14 protein-coding genes are annotated in these 19,412 nt (G+C 66.9%); 10 read left to right on the plus strand and 4 right to left on the minus strand.

Annotated elements, in window-relative coordinates; genetic code table 11:
* Positions 1-23: 23 nt before the first annotated feature.
* On the minus strand, positions 24-1,724 hold the full coding sequence (locus IFR23_RS09285; protein WP_274599172.1) for a catalase: 1,701 nt from the start codon (positions 1,722-1,724) through the stop codon (positions 24-26).
* 289 nt (positions 1,725-2,013) lie between these two features.
* Here IFR23_RS09285 and IFR23_RS09290 point away from each other — a divergent pair, with 289 nt between their 5' ends.
* From IFR23_RS09290 to IFR23_RS09335, 10 genes are all read left to right on the plus strand, one after another.
* Positions 2,014-2,328 carry a hypothetical protein gene (locus IFR23_RS09290; protein WP_192975612.1) on the plus strand — a complete coding sequence of 105 codons (315 nt, stop codon included), beginning with the start codon at positions 2,014-2,016 and terminating at the stop codon, positions 2,326-2,328.
* Positions 2,329-2,380: 52 nt separating this feature from the next.
* Positions 2,381-3,655, plus strand: a complete 1,275-nt coding sequence (locus IFR23_RS09295) for a TolC family protein (RefSeq protein ID WP_192975613.1) — start codon at positions 2,381-2,383, stop codon at positions 3,653-3,655.
* On the plus strand, positions 3,652-4,827 hold the full coding sequence (locus tag IFR23_RS09300) for an efflux RND transporter periplasmic adaptor subunit (RefSeq protein WP_192975614.1): 1,176 nt from the start codon (positions 3,652-3,654) through the stop codon (positions 4,825-4,827). The genes IFR23_RS09295 and IFR23_RS09300 overlap by 4 nt, the downstream gene beginning before the upstream one ends.
* Entirely contained in the window at positions 4,824-8,039 is a 3,216-nt protein-coding gene (locus IFR23_RS09305; RefSeq protein WP_192975615.1) for an efflux RND transporter permease subunit, read from the plus strand. Before IFR23_RS09300 ends, IFR23_RS09305 begins: the two co-directional genes overlap by 4 nt.
* Positions 8,040-8,247: 208 nt before the next feature.
* The gene (locus IFR23_RS09310; protein WP_192975616.1) at positions 8,248-9,480 is read left to right on the plus strand and encodes a DUF1624 domain-containing protein; all 1,233 of its coding nucleotides are present in this window, start codon (positions 8,248-8,250) and stop codon (positions 9,478-9,480) included.
* 103 nt (positions 9,481-9,583) lie between these two features.
* On the plus strand, positions 9,584-9,856 hold the full coding sequence (locus IFR23_RS09315; protein WP_192975617.1) for a hypothetical protein: 273 nt from the start codon (positions 9,584-9,586) through the stop codon (positions 9,854-9,856).
* Positions 9,853-10,293 carry a periplasmic heavy metal sensor gene (locus IFR23_RS09320; RefSeq protein WP_192975618.1) on the plus strand — a complete coding sequence of 147 codons (441 nt, stop codon included), beginning with the start codon at positions 9,853-9,855 and terminating at the stop codon, positions 10,291-10,293. Before IFR23_RS09315 ends, IFR23_RS09320 begins: the two co-directional genes overlap by 4 nt.
* A complete protein-coding gene (locus tag IFR23_RS09325) occupies positions 10,290-10,850 on the plus strand; it encodes a sigma-70 family RNA polymerase sigma factor (protein ID WP_192975619.1) in 561 nt (186 codons plus the stop codon). Before IFR23_RS09320 ends, IFR23_RS09325 begins: the two co-directional genes overlap by 4 nt.
* A gap of 56 nt (positions 10,851-10,906) precedes the next feature.
* Positions 10,907-12,745, plus strand: a complete 1,839-nt coding sequence (locus IFR23_RS09330) for a copper resistance system multicopper oxidase (RefSeq protein ID WP_192975620.1) — start codon at positions 10,907-10,909, stop codon at positions 12,743-12,745.
* The gene (locus IFR23_RS09335; RefSeq protein WP_192975621.1) at positions 12,742-13,899 is read left to right on the plus strand and encodes a copper resistance protein B; all 1,158 of its coding nucleotides are present in this window, start codon (positions 12,742-12,744) and stop codon (positions 13,897-13,899) included. Before IFR23_RS09330 ends, IFR23_RS09335 begins: the two co-directional genes overlap by 4 nt.
* Before the next feature lie 143 nt (positions 13,900-14,042).
* Here IFR23_RS09335 and IFR23_RS09340 read toward each other — a convergent pair whose 3' ends face one another.
* Genes IFR23_RS09340 through IFR23_RS09350 form a run of 3 tightly spaced genes read right to left on the minus strand, consistent with a single transcriptional unit; the run spans position 14,043 to position 19,239 of the window.
* Positions 14,043-15,839, minus strand: coding sequence for a DUF885 domain-containing protein (locus IFR23_RS09340; RefSeq protein WP_192975622.1), 1,797 nt, complete (start codon positions 15,837-15,839; stop codon positions 14,043-14,045).
* Between the two features lie 2 nt (positions 15,840-15,841).
* A complete protein-coding gene (locus IFR23_RS09345; RefSeq protein WP_192975623.1) occupies positions 15,842-16,861 on the minus strand; it encodes an Ldh family oxidoreductase in 1,020 nt (339 codons plus the stop codon).
* The gene (locus tag IFR23_RS09350; protein WP_244655544.1) at positions 16,858-19,239 is read right to left on the minus strand and encodes a glycoside hydrolase family 127 protein; all 2,382 of its coding nucleotides are present in this window, start codon (positions 19,237-19,239) and stop codon (positions 16,858-16,860) included. Before IFR23_RS09350 ends, IFR23_RS09345 begins: the two co-directional genes overlap by 4 nt.
* Between the last annotated feature and the right edge of the window lie 173 nt (positions 19,240-19,412).

The following is a 19,412-nucleotide window of genomic DNA, read 5'->3' on the forward strand; positions in this document are numbered from 1 at the left end:
ACGCCGCGCCCCCTGCCCCGCGTTCAGCGACGTGTCGTCTGCGCCGGGTTGGCTGCGCGGTATTCCGCGGCGGCGCGCGACACGTCCGCCATCGGTACGTTGACCGCGGTTGCGAGGCGCGTGCCGAAGTCCTGGTCGGCCTGGTAGAAGTAGCTGACCATGATCGTCTTCGTGCGCGCCGAGGTCACGACGTTCAGGTCGCCCGCCAGGTTGGTGACGAGATCGGTCCGGTCCTGCGGCTTCAGCGCACGGTAGAACGCGCCGGCCTGCGCGAAGTTGTCGGTCTTCGAGATCGGCTTGGCATCGACCACCGCATCGACCTTGTAGGTCGACTGGCGATACCCGGCCGCAGTCGTCTTCGCCGCGGTCTGCGCCGGAAAGTAGTTCACGTCCGAAGACCGCGTGCCGTGATCGAGCGTGCCGTCCTGGTAGTTGTTCACCACCGGCGCGCGCGGCCGGTTGACCGGCAGCTGGAGCGCGTTGGCGCCAAGCCGGTAGCGCTGCGTATCGGCATACGAGAACAGCCGCCCCTGCAGCATCCGGTCGGGCGAAGCCTCGATCCCCGGCACCATGTTCGACGGTGCGAACGCCGACTGCTCGGTCCATTCGAAGAAATTGTCGGGCACCTTGTTCAGCACCATCTCGCCGACCTTCTTGAACGGCACGTCGAGCCATTCCTTGGTGTCGTCGAACGGGTTGTACGACAGCTTGGCGAACTCCGACGCCTTCATCGTCTGCACCATCAGGTCCCAGGTCGGGAAATTGCCCTTGGCGATCTCGCCGTACAGGTCGTCGGTGAGGTAGTTCCACGATGCGGTCGCGACCTGTGCGCCGTTGAGGTTCTTCACCCCCTGGCGGCTGATCCAGCGAAACTTGGCGAAGATCGTCTCGCCCTGTGCATTGACCAGCTTGAACGCATGGACGCCGTTGCCGTCCATCGTCCGGTACGACGCGGGCGTGCCGAGGTTCGAATAGACATGCGCGAGCATGTTGGTCGCCTCGGGCGTCGCCGAGAAGAAGTCGAACAGGCGGTTCGGATCCTGCTTGTTGGTGATCGGCGAGGGCTTGAGCGAATGGATCATGTCCGGAAACTGGATCGCGTCGCGGATGAAGAAGATCGGCAGGTTGTTGCCGACCAGATCCCAATTGCCCTGGTCGGTGTAGAACTTGGTGGCGAAACCGCGTGGGTCGCGCATGCCCTCGGGGCTGCCCGACGGGTGGATCACGGTCGAGAAGCGGACAAACACCGGGGTCTGCTTGCCGGGCACGAACAGCGACGCGCTGGTGATGTCGGCGATGCTCGCGGTCGCGGTGAACTGGCCGAGTGCACCGGTGCCGCGCGCGTGGACGACGCGCTCGGGGATACGCTCACGGTCGAACCGGGCGAGCTTCTCGATCAGCGTGGTGTCCTCGAGCACGACCGGGCCGAGATCGCCGGCCGCCTTCGAGTGACGGTTCTCGCCGATCGGCGCACCGTTGTCGCGCGTCATCTGCGGTGCCGCCGTGCTGCCGGCATTGCCCTTCGCGTCGACGGTGCCGGCGACGCCGGCCTGTGCGAGCGGGGGCTTGCCTGCCGACACCGGTGCGGCGGCGGTCGTCATGCGGGTTTCGGCCTGCGTCTCGGACGGTGCCACCTGCGCCGCAGCCGGCAGCGCGATCGCGTTTGCCGAAACGGCGGCAAGCAAAATCGCGACCGCAGCCGTGCGGCTTTCAAAACTCTTCATCGGAACCCCTTGTTTATGCCCGCGACATTCGCCGGCACGACCGTGCAGACGGCGCGTTGCGAGGCTCATGGTCGAGCGGCCCAGCCCGGCCAAACAGGGATTTGTGATCACACCCATCGAGCCCCTCACTCGATCCCGTTTTCCGATCTACCTGCACTGCGCGAAGTGACCGGGGTCTCCCACGGATCCTTGGTCGGTCGTCGGGTGCCATATCCAGTTCGGCCTTGCTGCACTGCCGCACGTCGCTTACGCTGCGACTGTGACTGCCCACCGTTCCAGGACCGCCTTCATGGCGACTCTGCTGGCGTTTCTTGCCGTGCTGGGGATGAGTGCGCTCGGCGGATGGCATGCCGCTACGTTCCATAGCGACGAGACGGAACTGACGATCTCCGCGGACCATGTTCACGTCGCGGACGTGATGGACGATCACGACGACAACGTCGTGCATGTCGCCGCGCATGCCGTCAGCCATGCATTCGGAATTCCCGCCAATACCGCGCCGTCGGTCCAGCTCGCCCGCGTCGTTCTGGCATGGCGGACGATCGACAGTATCCTGCCTGCGGGAACCGGCCCGACGTCACCGTTACGCCCCCCACGAGTCTGAGCCTCGCGCGCCAGGATGCGTGCCAGGTTTCACTCGTGCAGGATGACAATGGATGAACGATATTATCGGCCGGTGGCGCATGCGTGCGCTTGCCGGTTCGTTCGCGGCGCTCAGCGCTGCGGGCATGGCGGGGACGGGTGTGGCATGCGCCGATCCCGCGCCTCCCTTCGCGGTGCTTCTGCGCCAGACTGCGGCCTCGCCGAGGGTCGCGATCCTCGACGCCGGAGTCGAGCAGGCCGAGGGGCTCGCCGAACAGGCGCGCGCGCGACCCAACCCATCGATCAGCGTGTATGGCGAGAACTTCGGCGGCTCGTCGCCCTATGGCGGGTTCGGCCGGACCGAGACGACGCTGCAATACAACCACCCGTTCGAGCTGGGCGGCAAACGTGCCTCGCGGATCGAGGCAGGACGAGCCGGTATCGCCGCAGCGCACGCGCGCGGCGTCGAAGGGCGTGTCGCCTATGCCTATGAGCTGGCCCGCGCCTATGCCGGCGCCGAAATCGCCGATCGCCGGATCGCGCTGGCCGAGGACGAGGTCGAGGAAGCCACCGCCGACCTGAAGGTGGCGAGAGCACTGGTCGCGGCCGGCAAGGAAGCACGGCTTCGCCAGCTCCGCGCCGAGACCGAACTGAACGCGCTCCAATCCGACCTGGAGGCGGCAAAGGCCGGGCGGACCGTGGCGTTCGCGCAGCTATCGGCACTGGCGGGGATCGAGACGCCCTATACGAGCCTGTCGGAATCGCTGCTCGACCGGCTTGCGGCCCGCCCCTCGACCGGCCCGATCGATCCGCTCGCCACCGTCTCGGTTCGGGCCGCGCAGGCCGACCGCGATGCGGCGGAACGGCGGATCGTCGTCGAACGCAAGCGCGCTTTACCCGACGTGACCGCGCAGATCGGGGTGCGTCGGCTCGAGATCGACAATGCGACCGCGGTCGTTGCGGGCATCTCGTTGCCGCTCGCCATCTTCGATCGCAACCGCGGCAACATCGCCGCCGCCGAAGCCGAACTCCGCGGTGCCGAGGCCCGTGCCCAGGTCGTGCGGCTCGATGCGCGCGCGGCCGCCGGTTCGGCTCAAGCGCTGATCGACTCGGCGGACCGTCGTGCCACCGCCGCCGACCGCACGCTGGCGACCGCCGAGGAGACATACCGGCTGGCCCGGATCGCGTACGAGGCGGGCAAATCGCCGCTGATCGAACTGCTCGCCGCCCGCCACGGGCTGGGCGTGGCGCGGGGCGTCATCCTCGACGCCGCCGCCGCACGCCTCGACGCCCGCGCCGGATACGCCCGCCTGTCGGGCCGGACCATCACTGGAGACTTGCTCCCATGACCAAGACCCGTCTCTACGCCGGTACCGCCCTCGCCTTGGCGGTTGCCGCCGGGCTGGGGTTCGGCGCCGCACGCCTGACCACGCCGGCTCCCACGGCGCCTCCGACCGAAGCTGCCGCAACGCCGCCTGCGTCCGTCGATGCCGTACCGATCACCGCGGAAGCGATCCGCATCTCCGAGATCGGCGTCGCCCCCGCCGCATCGGGCGAGCTCGATGCCGCGATCCCCGCGTCGGCCACCGTCGAGGCGACACCGGATGCCGAGGCGATACTGACCGCACGGGCGGCGGGCACCGTCACGCGGATCCTTAAGCGGATCGGCGATCCGGTGCGCGCGGGCGAAACGGTCGCGCTGGTCGAAAGCCGCGAGGCGTCGTCGATCGCCGCCGACCGCAGCGCCGCGTCGGCACGCGTGACGCTCGCCGGTCGGCAGTTGGTGCGCGAGCGATCGTTGCTCGCCCAGGGCGTCAGCCCGCGTGCGGACTATGAATCAGCAGAAGCCAACCTCGCCGTCGCGCAGGCCGATGCGCGGCGCGCAAGCGCAGCGGCGGGTGCCGCGCGTGTCACCGGCGATGGACGATCGGTCGCCGTCATCAGCCCGATCACCGGCCGGATCACCGCCGCTCCCGCCAGTCTCGGCCAGTATGTCGCGGCCGAAACCGCGCTGTTCCGCGTCGCCGATCCGCGACGTCTGCAGATCACCGCCAACGTTCCGCCCGCCGACGCGGGTCGCGTTCGCAGCGGCGACCGCGTGGAACTCACCACCAACGATGGGCAGACGATCGCGGGACGGGTCCGCTCGGATACCGGCGTCGTCGATCCCGAGACGCGCGCCGCGACGATCGTCATCGTACCGACGGCCGTCATTGCACCGACTGGGGGCGGCGCGACGCTCGTGCCGGGGCAACTCATCCAGGCGCGGATTTTCGCGAGCGGCGATGCTACGCGGAGCGGCGTGATGGTGCCGCAGGATGCGGTCCAGACGATCGGCAACCGGACGGTGGTGTTCGTCAGGACCCCCGCCGGCTTCAAGGCGCAGACGGTCCAGGTCGGCGCACGCAGCGGCGGGCTGGTCGCGATCGTATCCGGGCTCGCCGCGGGCACGCCGATCGCGACGAGCAACGCGTTCCTGCTGAAGGCCGAACTCGGCAAGAACGAGGGGGGCGAGGAATGATCGCGCGCATCCTCGACCTGTCGGTCCGCGGCCGCTGGTTCGTCGCGTTCCTGACCGCGCTCGTCGTCGCGTTCGGCGCATGGCAGATCACGAAGCTGCCGATCGACGCGGTGCCGGACGTCACCAACCGGCAGGTCCAGATCAGCACGTTCGCGCCCACGCTGGGGCCCGTAGACATCGAGAAACAGGTCACCTTCCCGGTCGAAACCGCGCTGGCAGGGATTCCGGGGCTCGAAATGACCCGGTCGATCAGCCGCAACGGGTTCAGCCAGATCACCGCCGTGTTCACCGACGCGACCGACATCTATTTCGCCCGGGCGCAGGTGACCGAGCGGCTGGCGCAGGCGCGCGACAGTCTTCCCGCGACCATTCAGCCACGGCTCAGCCCGCTCGCCACCGGGCTCGGCGAGATCTTCATGTATTCGGTCGCGTATAATCACCCCGACGGCAAGGGGGACGAACACCGTGCAGGCAAACCGGGGTGGCAACCCGGTGGCGCGTATCTCACCCCCGAGGGCGAGCGGCTCACCACCGAACTCGAAAAGGCGGCGTATCTGCGCACCGTGCAGGACTGGATCATCCGTCCGCAGATGCGCGGCGTGGCGGGTGTCGCGGGTGTCGATTCGAACGGCGGCTATGTGAAGCAATATGTCGTCGAGCCGAACCTCAATGCGCTGTCGACGTATGGCCTGTCGGTCACCGCACTCGCCGACGCGCTCGAACGTGCCAACGTCTCGGCCGGTTCGAACTACATCCGTCGCGCCGGCGAGAGCTTCCTCGTCCGTGCCGACGCCCGGCTGAAATCGGTCGCCGATATCGAGGATGCGGTGGTCGCGACGCGTGGCGGCAACCCGGTCCGCGTCCGCGACGTCGGCCAGGTCGTGATCGGCGGCGCAGTGCGCACCGGATCGGGCAGCCTGATGGGCTCCGAAGCGGTCATCTCGACGATCCTGATGCTGACCGGCGAGAACAGCCGCGTCGTCGCGACCCGCGTTGCCGACAAGCTGGTCGCGATCAACCGCGTCCTGCCACCCGACGTCACCGCGCAGCCGGTCTACAACCGATCGAAGCTGGTCAACGCGACGATCGCGACCGTCGAGAAGAACCTGATCGAAGGCGCGCTGCTCGTCATCGTCATCCTGTTCCTGCTGCTCGGCAATGTCCGCGCTGCGCTGATCACCGCAGCGGTCATCCCGATCACGATGCTGATGACCGCGGCGGGGATGAACGGCCTCGGTGTCTCGGGCAACCTGATGAGTCTGGGCGCGCTCGACTTCGGGCTCATCGTCGACGGTGCGGTGATCATCGTCGAGAACGCGTTGCGCCGCCTCGCCGAGCGGCAGGAGCATGAAGGACGCCTGCTGAGCCGCGACGAGCGGATGGAGGAAACGACGCTCGCCGCGCAGGAGATGGTCAAGCCGACCGTGTACGGCCAGGCGATCATCTTCCTCGTGTTCGTGCCGCTGCTCACCTTCCAGGGAGTCGAGGGCAAGACCTTCGCACCGATGGCGATCACGCTGATGGTCGCGCTGGCGTCGGCGTTCATACTGTCGCTGACGTTCGTGCCGGCGATGATCGCGCTGGTCGTGACCGGCAAGGTCAGCGAGACCGAAGTCGGGCCGATCCGCTGGTTCAAGGCCAGATACGCGCCGATCCTGGAGAAGGCGGTCGCCCGCCCCGTGCCGTTCGTGCTGGGCGGCGTCGGCGTGTTCGTCGCCGCGGTGCTGATGTTCGGGATGCTCGGCGAGGAGTTCATGCCGCAGCTCGACGAGAAGGACATCACCGTCACGAACTTCCGCGTGCCCTCCGCCTCGATCGACCAGTCGACGCAGATGCAGCTGCGGATCGAGGATGCGCTGAAATCGCTGCCGGAAGTGGCGCTGGTGTTCTCGAAGAACGGCAACGCCGATCTCGGCACCGATCCGATGCCGCCCAACGCGTCCGACACGTACGTCATTCCCAAGCCGCAGCGCGAATGGCCCGAGGGCGTGACCAGCAAGGCCGACATCCTCGCGCGGATCGAGGCGAAGATGAAGCCGCTGATCGGCAACCGCACGGAGATCCAGATGCCGATCCAGATGCGCTTCAACGAACTGATCGCGGGCGTCCGCTCCGATGTCGCGGTCAAGCTGTACGGCGACGATCTGGAGGCGATGACCGAACAGGGGGCAAGGATCGCCGCGGCGCTGCGGACGATCCCGGGAGCGGCGGACGTCCAGGCCGAACAGACAGACGGTGCGCCGACCTTCGATATCCAGGTCGATCGCCAGGCGGCCGGGCGCTATGGCCTGCCCGTCGAGGAGGTCGCGAACACCGTTGCCGCGGCGCTCGGTGGGCGCGAGGCGGGCGTGCTGTTCGAAGGCGATCGGCGGTTCGACGTCGTCGTCCGCCTGCCCGATGCCCAACGCGATGACATCGAGACGCTGGGATCGATCCCGGTGATGCTGCCGGCGGTGGACGGCCAGTCGGCACGCTCGATCCCGCTGCGTGAGGTCGCGCGGTTCCGCTATACCGAGGGACTGAACCAGATCAGCCGCGAGAACGGCAAGCGGATGGTCGTCATCCAGGCGAATGTCCGCGGCCGCGATCTGGGTGGGTTCGTAACCGAGGCGCAGGGCAAGGTGGCCGCCATCGCCCTGCCGCCCGGCATGTACACGCAGTGGGGTGGAACCTTCGAAAGCCTGCAATCCGCACGGCTCAGGTTGGCGATCGTCGTGCCGATCTGCTTCGTGCTGATCTATGCGCTGCTCTACATGGCGCTGGGCGGTTTCGTCCCAGCAGCGATCGTGTTCAGCGCGGTGCCGATGGCGTTGGCGGGCGGCGTGTTCGCGCTGCTGCTGCGCGGCATCCCGTTCTCGATCACCGCGGCGGTCGGGTTCATCGCGCTGTCTGGCGTCGCAGTGCTCAACGGCCTCGTGATGATGAGCGCGATCCGCAAACGACGTGATGATGGCGAAAGCGACGACGCGGCAGTCGTCGGCGGCGCCATGGAGCGCGTCCGCCCGGTATTGATGACCGCGCTCGTGGCGAGTCTCGGCTTCGTACCGATGGCGCTGGCGACCGGCACCGGCGCGGAGGTGCAGCGACCGCTCGCGACCGTCGTCATCGGCGGGCTCGTCACCTCCACCATCCTGACGCTGCTCGTGCTCCCGGCCATCACCGTGCTGGCGGCGAGACTGGTTCGACGAAGGGGCAGGCTCGCCGAGGCGTGATAGCGCCCGATCCGACGAGCCGGGCACCTATCGAGCGAGATACGACGTGGCGTCCGGTCCCCCTGCACCCGGCGGAAATCGCGCACGCAGCGCTTCCCTCGATCGGGCGATCGGCAATTCGGTGCTTCCAGAAGGTCTCCCTGCACAATACGGCGTATCGCTGCCGCGAGCCGCGGTGATTTCCGGGTGGTCCGGTTTGGAGGCGGGCATGGCGAGCTTGGCAGGCGAGACGACGGCGGCCGTATCCGCAACCACGCGCGGCGCCGCCGCCGCCCCCGCTGCGACTGCGACTGCGACTGCGACTGCGACTGCGATTGGGCGGTTGATGAGCATCGACGCGCTGCGTGGGCTCGTCATGCTGCTCATGCTGCTCGATCACCTGCGCGAGACGTGGGTCCTGTACATGCCCGTCAGCGATCCGGTCGATGCCCGGACGGTCATGCCCGCGCTCTTCTTCACACGCATCACCAGCACGTTGTGCGCCCCGGTCTTCGTCGCGCTGACCGGGCTGTCGGCGTATCTATACGGCCAGAAGCACACGCCGGCCGAAACATCCGCGTTCCTGCTAAAACGCGGGCTGTTCCTGATGATTCTCGAACTCACCTTCGTGAACTTCTCGTGGCGCGCCGAACTGCCGTTCCAGTTCGTGTTCCTTCAGGTCATCTGGGCGATTGCGCTGTGCATGATCGCGCTCGCCGCACTGCTGCATCTTCCACGCAAGGCGATCCTGATACTGGGGCTGGCCATAGTCGGTGCGCACAACCTGCTCGACGGGATCGTCCTGCCGCCCGATCATCCGCTCTACGTGCCGTGGGGCGTCGTTCACGAGCGTTCGGTGACGCAGTTCCTCGGCATGACCATCAAGATCAACTATCCGGTGCTACCCTGGATCGGCGTGATCTGCCTCGGCTGGTCGATCGGTCCCTGGTTCACGATCCTCGCCGCGGACGAACGGCGGCGGCGGCTGAGGATACTCGGCATCGCGATGGTCGTCGGGTTCACGCTTTTGCGGCTGTTCAACGTCTACGGCGATACGCCGTGGTTCGTGGTGCCGGGCGATCGCCTGCGCACTCTCATGAGCTTTCTGGCACTGACCAAATATCCGCCTTCGCTGCTGTTCCTGTTGCCGACTCTCGGGATCGGCGCGATCCTGCTCGGTGTCTTCGAAAGGCTGGAAGGCCGGCGTGTATCGCATTGGCTGTCGGTACTCGGCGGTGCGCCGATGTTCTTCTACCTCTTCCACCTCTATCTGCTGCGGATTCTCTATCTGTCCGCACTGGCGATCTTCGGACCCAATCACGGCGCGATCTTCGGGTTCGATTCGCTCGCCTGGGTATGGGTCTGTTTCGCGGCACTGATCGTGCCGCTCTATTTTCCGACCCGCTGGTTTTCCGACCTGAAGCGGCGCCGCAAGGATATCTGGTGGCTGAAATACCTGTGAGCCCGCGTGGCGGGCCAGACGGTCCCGGCCTGCGCACCCGCTTCGATTGCGTGAGGGTTTGCCGCCTGCCCCGCGTATGACAGGGAAAGATCCGGAGCATGCCATGAAAGATCCTGTCGACGCCTGCCTAGCCTCGATGGCCGCCACGCCGATCCCGGCCCGGTTGTCGTCGATCGAGACCGATGTGTTTGCCGCGATCGACAACGCGGCACGCGACGATGCCGGACGACGCAGCATCGGCAGGCTCTCGATCGGTGCAGCACTCGCACTCGGCCTGGTCGGAGGCGGCGTGGTCGGCGGCACCGTGCAGCCCGCCATCGCCGGCCCGATGAGCACCGACTCGCTGGCCCCGTCGACCTTGTTGCTCGGCCGATGACGGCGGCCGTGCGGCGCAATCTGCTGACGATGTTGCTCGCATTGCTGGCGGCACTCGCGGGTGTCGTGATCGGTTGCCGGATCATGCTGCCGCACGGCCATCGCGGGTCGGAGATCCACGCGCTGATCCACGCGAACATCGAACTCGATGCGCGGCAGGACGCCGCGATCGACGCGCTCGAAGCCGATTTCTCGGTCACCCGGCAACGCTACGAATCGCAGCTTCGCGCCGACAACGCGCACTTGGCGTCCGCGATCGCCGAAGAGCATGGCAACGGGCCGAAGGTCGCCGCCGCGATCGATCGGTCGCATCACGACATGGGGGAGCTGCAGAAGGCGACACTCGCGCATGTCTTTGCGATGCGCCGCGTCCTCCGTCCGGACCAGGCCGCGACCTTCGACACAGTCGTCGTACGGGCGCTGACCTCGGCCCCGTGAGCGCCGACCTCGATGCACTGGCGGATCCTGACCTCGTCTCGCTGTATCTGGCGACGCGCGCGCAACGCGTGTTCGCGACGATCGTCATGCGACACAAGCAGCCGCTCTACCGGTTGATCGTCGCGCAGGTCCGTGACGCCGACGAGGCCCTCGATCTGGTCCAGGAGACGTTCGTCGCCGCGCATGGTGCGCTGGCTCGGTTCGATACGACGCGGTCGCTTCGCGCGTGGCTTGCCCGGATCGCGATCAACAAATGTCGCGACTGGGCGCGGCGGCGGCGCGTCCGGAACTTCCTGTCACACATCCTGCCGCTGCACGCGACGCGCGATGTCGTGGACGACACCGTGAACGTCGAAACCGCGGCAATCGGTCGCGACACGCTGGCGCGGACGCTGGATGCGATCGGTCGGCTGCCCGCGGCGCTACGCGAACCGCTGCTGCTGTGCACGGTCGAGGACCTGAGCCAGGCCGAGGCGGCGGAGGTGCTGGGGATCAGCGTGAAGGCGGTCGAAACGCGGGTCCGGCGTGCGCGCGCTGCACTTTCGACGTCCGCTTGAGGGCAGCGGAGCCGGGCCGCGTATACTCAGCATGAAACTCTCGCGTAAGGCCCAGCATGATTGACCAAGATCGCCGCCGCTTTCTTCGGAACGCGGGATGTGGTGTCGGCGCGCTTGCGGTGCCGTGGCTGCCGGCCTGGGCGCAACCGGTGACGGCCGGCACGACCACGCCGCTGCCGACCGTCTCCGGCGACACGATCGCGCTGAAGGTCGCGCACCAGATGATGACGATCGACGGCAAGCCCGCGCACGGAATCGGTATCAACGGCACCGTGCCGGGTCCGCTGATCCGCCTGCGCGAAGGCCAGACGGTAAAGCTCGCGGTCACCAACGATCTCGACGAGGAAACCTCGTTCCACTGGCACGGCCTGCTGGTGCCGTTCCAGATGGACGGCGTGCCGGGGATCAGCTTTCCCGGCATCGCCGCGCGCACGACGTTCACGTACGAGTTCCCGCTGATCCAGTCCGGCACCTACTGGTATCACAGCCACTCGGGATTGCAGGAGCAGATGGGCCATTACGGTCCGATCGTCGTCGATCCCGCGGGCACCGATTCGATCGCGTCGGACCGCGAGCACGTCATCCTGCTGTCCGATCACAGTCCGCTGCATCCGCACGCGATCTTCAAGAAACTGAAGCAGCAGGGTGGCTATTTCAATTACCAGAAGCAGACGCTCGCCGGGTTGCTGAGTGGCAAGGATCAGCCGCTGAAGGACCGCACGATGTGGGGCGGGATGCGAATGGACCCGACCGACGTGTCCGACGTCACCGGATCGACCTACACCTACCTCGTCAACGGGCACGGCCCCGCGGATAACTGGACCGCGCTGTTCCAGCCTGGCGAGCGTGTCCGGCTGCGGATCGTCAACGCGTCGGCGATGACGATCTTCAACGTGCGTATTCCCGGTCTCAAGCTGACGATCGTTCAAGCCGACGGTCAGAACGTGAAACCGGTCGCGGTCGACGAGTTCCAGATCGCGGTCGCCGAAACCTACGACGTGATCGTCGAGCCGGCCGCACCGATCGCCTATACGCTGGTTGCCGAGGCTTGGGACCGGTCGGGCTTGGCACGCGCCACGCTGGCACCACGCGTGGGAATGATCGCCGCCGTCCCCGCGCTGCGTACGCGACCGCTCGCGACCATGAAGGACATGGGCATGGGCGATATGCCGGGCATGTCAGGGATGGAGGGCATGTCCGGGATGAAGGGTATGGAACACCACGCGGCACCCGCCAGTACGCCAGCCGCGAAGTGCCTGCCCGAACATGCGGCGATGGGGCACTGCACGCCCGACGAACCGATGGGCGAAGGTGGGATGGCCGGCATGAGTCACTCTATGCGCGATTTCTCCAACGCACCCGGGTTGCCGAAAACGCCGACCGTCCAGACGGTGGCGCCGATGCCGATGGATCGCACCGGTGAACCGCCCCAGGGACTTGGCGACGTCGGCCATACGGTGCTGGTCTACAGGGATCTGGTCGCGCTGGAGCGCAATCCCGATCTGCGCGCGCCGTCGCGGCAGATGCGGATCCACCTGACCGGCAACATGGAGCGCTATATGTGGGCGTTCGACGGCGTGAAGCTGAACGAGGTCAAGGCACCGATCCCGTTCCGTGCGGGCGAGCGCGTCCGCGTGACGCTGGTCAACGACACGATGATGGCGCACCCGATCCACCTCCACGGGCATTTCTTCGAACTGGTGACCGGACACGGCGACCATGCGCCGCGCAAGCATACGATCAACGTCGCCCCCGGCGGCACCGCGACGTTCGATCTTACCGCGGACGCGATCGGCGACTGGGCGTTCCACTGTCATTTTCTCTATCATATGCACGCCGGGATGATGCAGGTCGTCACGGTTCGAGCCGACGACGCACCGGGAGCAGCGGCATGAAGACGCTCCTGCTGACCGTGCCGATCCTTATGGTCGCAACGCCCGCAGCGGCGCAGATGCACGACATGGCCGGGATGAAGATGCCCGGCATGACGATGCCCGCGAAGGGGCCAGCAAAACCGGATGTAAAACCGCACGCGGAGCCGAAGGCGGCCGCGAAGGCCAGGGCGGTTGTGAAGGCGAAACCCTCGGAAAAACCGAAGCCCATACCGAGAAAGACTCACGCCGAGGTCGCCAAGCCGATGGCAATGCCCGGCATGGACATGACGGCGCCGGCGGGACCACCGAGTTCGACATCGGCAGCGCCCCTGTCCAACGCATGCCCGCCTGAACACGCAGCGATGGGGCATTGCACGCCTGCGGCACCGTCATCCGAGCCGGCACCGGTAGCGCCCTCCGGTACCGATCAGGCCGCCGGCGACGCCCCGCCCCCCGCCCCGCCCACAACGCTTGCCGCCGCACGGTTCTACGATCCCGCGACGATGGCGACGGCCAACCGACTGATGCGCGACGAGCATGGCGGCATGCGGCTCAGCCAGGTCATTTTCAACCTCGCCGAGGTGCAGGTCCGGAACGGCCGCGACGGCTATCGCTGGGACGGCGAAGGCTGGTTCGGTGGCGACATCCACCGCCTGGTGGTCAAGACCGAAGGCGAGGGCAGCTTTGCCGACAGGGTCGACAACGCGGAAGTGCAGGTGCTCTATTCGAAGGCGCTGGATCCCTATTGGAACCTCCAGGCCGGCGTCCGCCAGGATCTTGGCGCAGGTGCGAAACGGACCTATGCCGTGGTCGGCGTGGAGGGACTCGCGCCGTACTGGTTCGATGTCGAAGGTACGGTCTTCCTGTCGGACAAGGGTGACGTGCTCGCGCGAGGCGAGGCATGGTACGACCAGCGCATCACGCAACGCGCGATCCTCCAGCCGCGCGTCGAAATGAACTTCGCCGCGCAGGACATGCCGGGCAGCCGGATCGGCGCTGGGCTATCGACCGCCGAAGTCGGTCTCCGCCTCCGCTACGAGATCAAACGCGAGTTCGCGCCCTATGTTGGCGTATCGTGGGAGCGTCGCTACGGCGCGACGGCACGCTTCGCTCGTGCCGATGGCGACGACACCGGCGGCATCGCGCTCGCGCTGGGGGTTCGTGCATGGTTTTAAGCGCGGCGGCGTTTCGGTTTCGAAGATTCGAGCATCGGACCCGCACGCGAACGTCGAACAGCTATCTCCCATGCGGAACAGCGAGCACTCAACCACTACATAAAACGCAGTAGTGCCGGGCAAACCTTGCCGCGCACTCACTCCTAGTCTGGATACGGCCCCTTCCCGCCTTCCGCGATCAGTTGGTCCGTGCGCGCTTCGATGACCGGAACCGGCACCGATCCCATTTCGAGCATCGCGTCGTGGAACGCGCGGATGTTGAACTTCGCGCCGAGCTTGTCCTGCGCCTTTTTCCGCGCCGCCTGGAACGCCATCTGCCCCATGTAATAGGACAGCGCCTGCCCCGGCCACGCGATGTAGCGATCGACCTCGGTCTCGATCTCGTGGTTGGACAGCGCGGTATTGTCGTGCAGATAGTCCTGCGCCTGCTTCCGGCTCCAGCCCTTGGCATGGATGCCGGTATCGACCACCAGCCGTGCCGCGCGCCATGCCTGATAGCTCAGCATCCCGAACAGGTCGTACGGCGTCTCGTACATCCCCATGTCCTCGCCGAGCGTTTCGCAATACAGCGCCCAGCCCTCGCCATAGACCGACAGATACGTGTCGCGCCGGAACGCCGGCAGGGCCTTGTTTTCGGAAGCGAGCGGCATCTGGAACGCATGCCCCGGTGCGCTCTCGTGCAGCGTCAGCGCGACCTGCGAATAGAACGGCCGCGACGGCAGGGCATAGGTATTGACCAGATAGATGCCCGGCCCACCACGCCCGCCGGTGTAGAACGGCGCGATGTCCGCGGGCACCGGCTTGATCGCGAACCGGCTGCGCGGCAGGTGGCCGAACCACGACGACGCCTTGCCGTCGAACGTCTTGGCGATCCACGCCGCGCGGTACAGCAGGTCGTTCGGCGTCTTGGGATAGAATTGCGGATCGGTGCGCAGGTGATTGAAGAACGCCTGCAGGTCGCCCTGGAACTTCACGCTCCGCATGACACCATCCATCCGCGCGCGGATCTTGGCGATCTCGGCGAGCCCGAGCGTATGGATCTGCTCCGGCGTGAGGTCCTGCGTGGTGTATTCGTGGACCTTCGACTGGTAATAGGCCTTGCCGTCGGGGAGGTCGTACGCCGCCAGCCCCTCGCGGGCATGCGGGATGTAGTCGGTGCGCAGGAACTTCAGCAGCGTCGCATAGGCCGGCACGACCGCCTGCGAGATCGCCGCCGCGCCCTCGGCCCTCAGCGCAGCCTGGTCGGCGGCAGGGATCGTCGAGGGGAATGTCTTGAACGGCTCGTAGAACGGCGACTCCAGCGGCGTCTTCGCCTCCGCGACCTGCGCAACGCCGATATCGCGCCCCGTTAGAGTCACTCGCGCCGGCGTGAACCCGCGCGCGAGCCCGGCGCGCATGTTGCCGGTCTGCTGTTCGAAATAGCGCGGGATTTGCCGCATCATCGCGATGTAATCGCGATAGTCCTTCACCGACTTGAAATTGCCACGCGCGCCCTCGGCGACATCGCCCCAGAAGCTCGTGTCCGCGGTCAGCGGCTTTTCGTAGTCGCGGTAACGTTGCTCGGCGAGCAGGGCTTCGATCTGTTGCGCATAGACGGCGTAATTGACACGGTTGGCCGGCGAGAGGCTGACGGGGGCGATCGCCGCCAGTTGGCGCGACACGTCGGTCCAGCGCGCGAGGCGGTCGGCCTGCGCCTTGGGGCCGACGTCCGGCAGGCGGGGTGCGGCGTTCGGGTTGTCCTCGCCCTGCGCAAACTGAAGTTGCCGCCATGCATATTCCGACGTGTAGAGTGCCTTGAACCGCGCATCCGCAGACGTCGCCGCCGCAGCCGCCTTTGGAGCCTTGGCCGGCTTGGCCGGCTTGGCCGGCTTGGCCGGCTTGGCCGGCATCGCCGCCCCCGCCGTGGAGCCTAGCGCAAGCAACAGGATCAGTGCCTTCATCGTCATTCTCCTGGAACCAGCGCCATGATGTCGCGGTACAGCGCAGCCGGTATCACCACGCCCTCGGTCAGACTCCGCGCCCGCGCCGCGTAACGCCGCTGCGACGGCAGGCGCGCGCCCTGCTCTTCGATCGCGCCGAACATCGCTTCCGCACGCGCGAGATGCTCGGTCACGGCACTGCCGAGGAACCCGGCGGGATCGATCGCGATGATCAGTTCGCCGCCGATCGGCGACCCGCCACGTGCCGCGTCCGCCTTCAGCGACTCCCGGCTGGTCATGTCGCCGATCAGCGGCCCCGCAAGCAATTCCACCATCGCCGCCAGCGCCGAGCCCTTGTGCCCGCCGAACGTCCGCATCGCGCCGTTCAGCACCGCCGCCGCCTCGGTGGTCGGCTGCCCATCTGCATCATAGCCCCAGTCGTCGGGCACTGCCTTCCCCGCGCGCCGATGCAGTTCGATCTCGCCGCGGGCGACCGCACTCGTCGCAAAGTCGAACACGAACGGTTCGCGCCCCGGCCGCGGCCAGCCGAACGCGATCGGATTGGTCCCGAAGACCGGCTGCGTGCCCCCCGCCGGCGCTACCCAGGCATGGCTCGGCGTGACCGCTATTACAACGAGGCCATCCTGCGCGAGCGCCTCGACCTCGGGCCACAACGCCGCGAAATGCACCACGTTGTTGAGTGCCAGCGCGGCGATCCCGTACCCTTGCGCCTTCTTCGCCAGCAGCGGTCGGCCGCGCTCGAACGCGAGTTGCGCGAACCCGCCGTCGCCATCGACGCGGACCAGGGCTGGCGCCGGTTCGCTCACCACCGGATCGGCATCGACCGCGACGACGCCCTTCGCGATGCTGTTCGCCGCGACCAGCAGGCGGTAGATGCCGTGGCTCGCGCAGCCATCGCGCTCGCCGGCGACCATCGTCTCCGCCACCGCCTCGGCATGCGCGCGTGACAGCCCTGCCCCGAGCAGGACTTTGCACGCCAGTGCCCGCACCTCGTCGAGCGTCATCCGCACGTCTTCGCTCATGCGGCGGCACCCGGCTTGGCGGTCACGATCCGCACACCGAACACGGGCCCGGCGGACGATCGATCATGCGGCACGAACCGCACCTTCACGCTCGCCTTGCCGTTCGTCATTCCGACCGGCAGCGGATAATCCACATCGAAGAACTTGCCCGGCTTGTCCGCCTCGAGATGCTGGGTCGCGACCTTCACATTGTCGACCAGAATATCGAAATCGCGCGCGCGTTCGTCGCCCCAATAGGTCGCCTGCAACACCAGCGGCCCTGCGCGGGTCTTCATCGCGAACTCGAAGAATCCGCCCGACCGCGCATCGCGCCCATTCCGCCCGCGATAGCTGACCGGATACGAAATCTCCGACGTCAGCGCATGATCGCGCTCGGGCTGCATCTCGCCCAGATGCATCACGTCGACCGACCGTGCGGCGATATCCTTCAACCGCGCCTGTTCGGTCAGGAACGCCGCCTCCTCGGTCTTCCACGCGGTCTCGCTGAACCGCTTGAAATACACCGCGCTGCGCCGGTCGTACTGGCTGTAGAACGGGACGAAGTTCAGGTCGCCGGGCCGGATGATCCCGTGCGTCGCGTAGGTCGCGTCGCCGGTCGCGGTCGGCGTGAACGCGGCGAGCAGGTCCGCGCCGACCATCGCCGGATCGGCCTGCTCCCATTTCGCCTCGGTCGAGCCAAGATCGGCGGCCATCACCATCGGCCCACGCAGCACCGCGACCGTATCGAGATCGCCCGGCGCGCTCTCCAGCCGCAGATCGAGCGGCACGGTGATCGCGACGACATCGCCCGCCTTCCACCGCCGCTCGACGACCGCATAGCCCTTCGCGATCACCGGCACGACCGTGGTGCCGTTGACCGTCACCGTCGCGCGCCCGTTCGCCCAGCCCGGCACGCGCAACGCGATCGGAAAGCGGCCCGGCCTGCCAAGCCTGGTCAGCGTCAGTCGCGATTCCGGCTCGTAGGGATAGCGCGTGTCCAGCGTCAGCACCGCGCCGCGCGCCTTCCACTGCGCCTCCGCCGGGATGTAGAGATTGACCAGCAGCGTATCGCCGCCCTCCCAGAAGATCGCCTCGCCGTGTTTGGCATGGCTCTCCATGCCCGTACCGACGCAGCACCAGAACGCGTCGTCCGCCGGTGTCGAATACTCGCGCGCCGACCCCGTCATCAGCGGCGTCATATAGGTGAAGCCCGCATTCTTCGGGTTCTGCGCGGCCATGATATGGTTCAGATGCGCGCGCTCGTAATAGTCGAACATCGCGCCGTCCGGCGCCCAGCCGTATAGCTGCTGCGTGAGCTTCAGCATGTTGTAGCTGTTGCAGTGCTCGCACGTCTGCTCCGTGATGTGCGTGGCGATGCTGTCGGGTTCGGAGAAATACTCGCGGTCGGCATTGCCGCCAATCACATAGCTGTGGTGCTGCGTGACGGTATTCCAGAAGAACCGCGCGGCATTCGCAGGCGCGGGCTTGCCGGTCAGTTCGTGGATCCGCGCCAGGCCGATTAGCTTCGGCACCTGCGTGTTGGCATGGAAATTGGCCAGCTTGTCCTCACCCGCGACCATCGGATCGAGCATTTTCCGATCGTAGAGCCGTTCCGCGACATCGAGCCAGCGACGATCCCCGGTCCGCGCCGACAACTCGGCGAAACTCTCGTTCAGGCCGCCATATTCGCACCCCAGCAACTGCTGCATCTGCGCATCGTCGAGGGCTGCGAACACCCTTGCGAAATACGCGCCGAGTCCGGTCGCGACAGCCAGCGCCTGCGTGTTGCCCCACGCCGCGTGCACGTCGAGCAACCCCGCAAACACCTTGTGCACCGTATACAAAGGCGACCACGAGCCGTTGAGATCGAACCCGCCCGACTTGATCTCACCGCGCATCACCTCGGGGAAGATCTCCTCCCCATCGACGACCGTCCCGTCCTTACGCTTGCGCCCCAGCGCGCCGATATACCCCGTCCCGCGCTTGGCCTGCGCCCGTGCCAGTTCCGCGACGACGTACTCGGCCCGGACACGACATTCCGCGTCACCGGTCTGCGCATGCATCAGAACCAGCGCGGTCAGGTAATGGCCGAGCGTATGCCCGGCGATCGTATCGCTTTCCCATCCGCCGTACAGTGGCGCCTTGGCGGGCAGCCCGGCATAGACCATGAAATTGTGCAGCAGCCGATCCGCGCTCAACCGCAGCAGATACGCGCGATTGACCTCGACCGCGGTCGCGTAGACGGATGGTCGCAATCGTACCGCGGACAGCGGCAGGGGCTTGGCCCGCGGCGGCAACAGCGTCGTCGTATCCTTGCCGAACGCCTGTTCGCCCACCGACAAGAGCGCCACCGCCGTCGTCCCCATCAACACATCCCGGCGGCTCGCAAGCATAATCATCTCCATTCGGATATCGTATACTATACATTGAAGTGCGGGGTGCAAGCGCCGACTTGCCAGCTCGGGCCGAGCATAGCCCGCCTGCCGCTCTCCGTCAGCGCAGACCTCAGCCTGCCCAAACAGCATTCCACGTTGACGCAGTGCAGCATCGCACCTAACAGCCCGCGCTCGCC

This window comes from Sphingomonas sp. CFBP 13603 (assembly GCF_014892665.1).
Lineage (GTDB): Bacteria > Pseudomonadota > Alphaproteobacteria > Sphingomonadales > Sphingomonadaceae > Sphingomonas.